6 protein-coding genes and 1 pseudogene are annotated in these 5,489 nt (G+C 49.8%); all 7 read left to right on the forward strand.

All coding sequences use genetic code 11. The features are described from left to right. The first annotated feature begins 1 nt into the window (after position 1). Positions 2-622 (forward strand): Holliday junction branch migration protein RuvA, encoded by a 621-nt coding sequence (ruvA, locus tag ABNS04_RS11875; protein WP_272977561.1) that lies wholly within the window; start codon positions 2-4, stop codon positions 620-622. Between the two features lie 27 nt (positions 623-649). Beyond that, positions 650-1,675, forward strand: coding sequence for a Holliday junction branch migration DNA helicase RuvB (ruvB, locus tag ABNS04_RS11880; RefSeq protein ID WP_286682052.1), 1,026 nt, complete (start codon positions 650-652; stop codon positions 1,673-1,675). Between the two features lie 440 nt (positions 1,676-2,115). After that, entirely contained in the window at positions 2,116-2,529 is a 414-nt protein-coding gene (ybgC, locus tag ABNS04_RS11885) for a tol-pal system-associated acyl-CoA thioesterase (RefSeq protein ID WP_272977251.1), read from the forward strand. Position 2,530: 1 nt separating this feature from the next. Continuing rightward, positions 2,531-3,235, forward strand: coding sequence for a protein TolQ (gene tolQ, locus ABNS04_RS11890; RefSeq protein WP_272977250.1), 705 nt, complete (start codon positions 2,531-2,533; stop codon positions 3,233-3,235). A gap of 2 nt (positions 3,236-3,237) precedes the next feature. After that, positions 3,238-3,660 (forward strand): protein TolR, encoded by a 423-nt coding sequence (tolR, locus tag ABNS04_RS11895; RefSeq protein WP_272977253.1) that lies wholly within the window; start codon positions 3,238-3,240, stop codon positions 3,658-3,660. 2 nt (positions 3,661-3,662) lie between these two features. Then, positions 3,663-4,616 (forward strand): cell envelope integrity protein TolA, encoded by a 954-nt coding sequence (tolA, locus tag ABNS04_RS11900; protein ID WP_286682055.1) that lies wholly within the window; start codon positions 3,663-3,665, stop codon positions 4,614-4,616. A 14-nt stretch (positions 4,617-4,630) separates the two neighbouring features. Beyond that, positions 4,631-5,489: pseudogene (locus tag ABNS04_RS11905) on the forward strand (Tol-Pal system protein TolB); the annotation flags it as partial.

Here is a 5,489-nt window from a genome sequence, read left to right on the forward strand (position 1 = left end):
TGTGATCGGACAGATTCGTGGCACATTAGTCAGCAAGCAACCTCCCGAGGTGTTAGTGGATGTGCAAGGGGTCGGCTATGAGATCCAGTTGCCAATGACGTGTTTTTATCAATTACCCGCCACGGGCGAGCCCGTTACTTTGGTAACTCATTTTGTAGTACGCGAAGATGCTCAATTGCTGTATGGCTTTAATTCGCTTGCCGAACGGAGTTTATTTAGACTCTTAATAAAGACTCAGGGCGTCGGGCCCAAATTGGCGCTAGCGATATTATCTGGTATGAACGCCGACGAGTTTGTCTGGGCGGTGAATCAGAATGATGTCAGTCGTTTGGTCAAACTGCCCGGCGTGGGCAAAAAGACAGCCGAGCGCCTCGTTATTGAAATGCGTGATCGCTTAAAAGATTGGCAAGGCTCTAGCACGCCAGCGACCGATGCCGCACCGCTCGATAATATCAGTGGCGATACCATTGTACATCCGGCAGATGCCCGTGCTGATGCGCTCAGTGCTTTGCTGGCGCTCGGTTACAAGCCGGCACACGCAGAAAAAGCACTTAAAGCCGTGTATCAGTCTGGCGAAAGCAGCGAAACGCTTATTCGTAGTGCGTTGAAACAGTTATCTTAATAGGCCAAAGGCCCTTTGGAACAGGTTATGATTGAAGCAGATCACATCCCCAGTCACCGCATTATAGAAGCCGATGTGCAAGGCGATGATGAAGCCATTGACCGTGCCATTCGGCCGAAAAAGCTCGCCGATTACACGGGCCAAAAGCACGTCGTCGAACAAATGGAAATTTTTATCGAGGCGGCGCGCAAGCGCGAAGAGGCGCTGGACCATTTGTTGATTTTTGGACCGCCTGGTTTGGGTAAAACGACCTTAGCCAATATTGTTGCGAACGAGCTGGATGTGAACATCAAAACCACCTCGGGACCGGTGCTCGAGAAAGCAGGTGATCTCGCCGCGTTGCTGACCAATCTCGACGCCCATGATGTGTTGTTTATCGATGAGATCCATCGACTCAGTCCGGTGGTCGAAGAGATCCTTTATCCGGCCATGGAAGACTATCAGCTCGATATTATGATTGGCGAAGGTCCCGCCGCTCGCTCTATTAAGCTTGATTTGCCGCCATTCACACTCATCGGTGCGACGACTCGAGCCGGTGCGCTCACCTCGCCGCTACGCGACCGCTTTGGCATTGTGCAGCGCTTGGAGTTCTACCAAGTTGAAGAGCTCACCGAAATCATCAAGCGCTCAGCGCACTATATGAACGTCAATATGGATGTCGGCGGCGCACAAGAAATCGCCCGTCGCTCACGCGGCACGCCTCGTATTGCTAACCGCTTGTTACGCCGGGTACGTGACTACGCCGAAGTCAAAGCCGACGGTAAGGTCAACCAAGATGTTGCCAGTGCCGCACTGACCATGGTGGATGTCGACCAAGCGGGCTTTGATTACATGGATAGAAAGCTGTTGTTGGCGATTATGGAAAAGTTTCTAGGCGGACCGGTGGGGCTGGATAACCTGGCTGCAGCGATAGGCGAAGAGAAGGACACCATCGAGGATGTACTGGAACCCTATCTTATTCAGCAGGGATTCTTACAGCGCACACCGCGCGGACGTATTGCAACACCGCGTGCCTATCAGCATTTTGGGCTTAAGCCTGACAGTGAGTCGTAACGATAACATCGTAAAGGGTAAATTTTGAGTAAAAAAAAGCCCGAACCAAACGGAACGGGCAAACAGAACAACAAGAAGGAAGTTAAAAATCCAGGGAACCTACTTTAAGTAATCAAAAAAAGTAAGTCACAATCTAAGAAGAAGTGACAACCAATCTCTTCAACTCGATTTAGTAGGTATTATACGCTTGAATGCGTTCTCATCAAGCTAGAAAAATTACAACGTCAGATTAGAAAAACTAATATGAAAGAATTGTAGATTGTTCGAAATTAGCACAACAAAAAAGCAACAAAACAAAAAATTGTATACAAAACAATAATTTGATTTTTTAATGTTTCAAATTTGTCATAAATAAAAGTCTGTTGATAAATTAATCAGCGCTACTTTTTCATACTTTTACAGAGTATTGGGAGGAAACGGTTATTTCTCAAGGAATTTTTATGCAAAAGAACCATTTTAGTTGGCCTATACGGGTTTACTACGAAGATACCGATGCAGGTGGTATCGTTTATTATGCCAACTATCTCAAGTTTATTGAGCGAGCAAGGACAGAATGGTTAAGGTCGTTAGGGATTGAACAGGATAGCTGGTTAGATCACAATAGAGCCTTCGTAGTGCGGCATGTCGATCTCGACTTGCAAGCAGCAGCGCGTTTTAATGCTGAACTGACGGTCACGGTCGTGGTCGAACAGGTCAAGAAAGCATCGTTGGTGTTTACTCAGCAAGTCGTGGGCGCCGATGGCACGTTACATTGTCAGGCGCGAGTGAAAGCCGCATGTGTCGACAAAGACGCAATGAAAGCTGTCGCAATACCCGATAGTATCTTACAAGCGATAAAAGCAGAGGTGAGTTAGCGTGGAAGCAGAATTGTCCTTTATTGATTTGTTTTTGCAGGCCAGTCTATTAGTTAAATTGGTCATGCTGATGCTGTTAGCAATGTCCGTATGGGGCTGGGTACTGATTTTTCAGCGCAAGAAAGTCATCGGGCAAGCACACAGCGATGCGCTCAAATTTGAAGATCGCTTTTGGTCAGGTGTCGACCTCGCCCGCTTGTATCAAGAAATTTCTGCTCGTGCGAAGAACAGTCGTGGCATGGAGCTGCTGTTTCATGCCGGTTTTAAAGAATTCGCGCGGCTCAGTAATCACGACAATGCCGACTCACAAACACGCGTCGAAGGCGCTTTCCGTGCCATGCGCGTTGCCCACGCCCGTGAGTTGGAAAAACTCGACGCTAACCTCGGTATCCTCGCAACGATTGGCTCTATCAGTCCGTATATCGGCTTGTTCGGTACCGTATGGGGTATTATGAACGCGTTTATCGCACTCGGTGCCGTCAAACAAGCGACGCTCGCGATGGTTGCGCCGGGTATCGCCGAAGCGCTTATCGCAACGGCGATGGGTCTATTTGCTGCCATCCCAGCGGTAATTGCCTATAACCGGTTTACCAGCCGTGTTGAGAAAGTCGATAATCAGTACATGAATTTTATCGATGAGTTTGTCGCAATTTTACAACGCCAGAGCTTGTCTAACGGTAAAACTGTAAAAGGTGACGCACTATGATGGTGATGCCACGTAAGCGCCGCAAGCCGGTCGCAGAAATCAACGTGGTGCCCTACATCGACGTGATGTTGGTGTTGCTGATCATTTTTATGGTGACGGCACCACTGATTACCCAAGGGGTTAAGGTTGAATTACCTAAAGCAACCGCCGAACCATTAGCGAAAGATACGAACCCACCGTTGGTCGCTTCGGTCGATGCCGAAGGCAATTACTACTTGAATCAAGGCACCGATCCGGATGTGCCGATCAGCGCAGATGAAGTCGCCACCTTGGTCGCTGCGCATTTACAGGTAGAGCCCGAAACACCGGTGATGGTGAACGGCGATGGGGCGGTGTCTTACAATCAAATTGTGCAATTGATGGTACTGCTGCAACGCGCTGGCGTACCCTCAGTTGGGCTTATGACAGATTCAGCGGATAAATAGTTGTGGCAAAATCAGCAGAGAGTTTTAAGTTACCGTTAATCTACTCAATAGGCATTCACGTCGCGATAGCGGTGGTATTGCTGGTGAGCTTTGAGTTTTCCTCGCCCACACCAACGCCAATGGAAGTGAATCTCGAGCAGAGCGAGATGAACCCCAAACCCGAGGAAATTGTGAATGCCGTTTCGGTCGATAAGGCAGCGGTCGAACGTCAGGTGCAGCGGATTAAGGATCAGAAGGCCGCTGAGCAGCGCGCCGAACAACAGCGCATCCAAGAACTGGAGCGTAAAGCAGCAGAAGCACGCAAAGCGCGCGAACGTGAGCAACAGCGCTTAGAGCAAATTGCTGAACAGCAAAAGCAAGAAGAGCAACAAGCGGCTGAGGCGCGTAAGCGTGCGCAACAAGCCAAGAAAGAAGCGGAGCAATTGGCGGAGCAACGTCGCAAAGAAGAACAAGCCGCTAAGCAAGCCGCAGAGCGTCGCGCGCAAGCGGAACGTGAGGCAGAAGAAGCCGCACGCAAAAAGGCGGCAGCAGAAGAGGCGGCGCGTAAAGCCGAGGAAGAACGTAAGCGGCGCGAAGAAGAAGAGCGTCAGCGTCGTTTGGCAGCAGAACGTGAAGCTCAGTTGCAAAAAGAAATGGAAGAAGAGCGTCAACGTCGTTCAGCGGCTCGTCGCCGCCAAGTATTGAGCGAGCTAGAAAAATACCAAGCGCTGATCCAACAGACCATCCAGCGCAATTGGAACGTAGACGATTCGATGTCGGGCAAGTCGTGCGAGCTGACCATTAGTTTGGCGCCCAGTGGCTTTGTTAAATCCGTCACCACCGGTGCGGGCGATCCCGCCGTTTGTCGCTCAGCCGAAAATGCGGTACTAAAAGCGACCACGTTACCGGTATCAGAGGATCCCGAAGTCTACCAACAAATGAGTACCATTAAACTAACGGTTAAACCGCAGTTATAAACGTAAGGTGAACCATGAAAAAGCTGTTATTAAATATATGTATCTTAGTTATGGCAGTCACGTCGACCGCTCGAGCCGGGGTGTTAGAAATTGTCATTACCGAAGGTATCGACAGTGCGCGCCCGATTGGCGTTGTGCCCTTTAAATGGTTGGGCGAAGGCGAAGCGCCTGGCAACCTTACAGAGGTAATTGCGGCGGACTTAACCCGCAGCGGTAAATTTAACCCGATCCCACAGTCTGCGATGCCGCAATATCCGGCAAGTGATGAAGATCTCGATTACGCAGCCTGGGCGAAAATGGGCGTCGAAGCGGTGCTGATGGGGACCGTTGAACCCTATTCGGTCGACCGATACATGGTGAAGTTCCAGCTCGTTGACGTACTGCGAGGTCAAATCACCGGCGGTAACGCGCAAATGCTTAAAAATGGTCAGTTAGTGCAAAGCAATGACCATATCCTCGATGCCCGCAGTTCCGTGATTGATGGCAATCAGTTCCGCCAGTACTCGCATCGTATTTCAGACGTAGTATATGAAGCGCTGACGGGTGAGAAAGGCGCCTTCATGACACGGATTGCCTACGTCACCGTGAATCAAGACGACCAATATCCCTATAAACTCTTAGTCGCCGACTATGATGGTGCGAACGAGAAAGTATTACTGCGTAGCCCTGAGCCGCTCATGTCACCTTCGTGGTCACCAGACGGTAATAAGCTGGCGTACGTAAGCTTCGAGAACAAACGACCAGAAATCTTTGTGCAAGATATCTACACCACGCGACGCGAGAAAGTCACCTCGTTCCCTGGTATCAACGGGAGCCCTGTTTTTTCTCCAAAAGGCGACAAAATGGCCATGGTATTGTCAAAAGATGGCAATC

This window comes from uncultured Idiomarina sp., assembly GCF_964010655.1.
Classification (GTDB): Bacteria; Pseudomonadota; Gammaproteobacteria; order Enterobacterales; family Alteromonadaceae; genus Idiomarina; species Idiomarina baltica.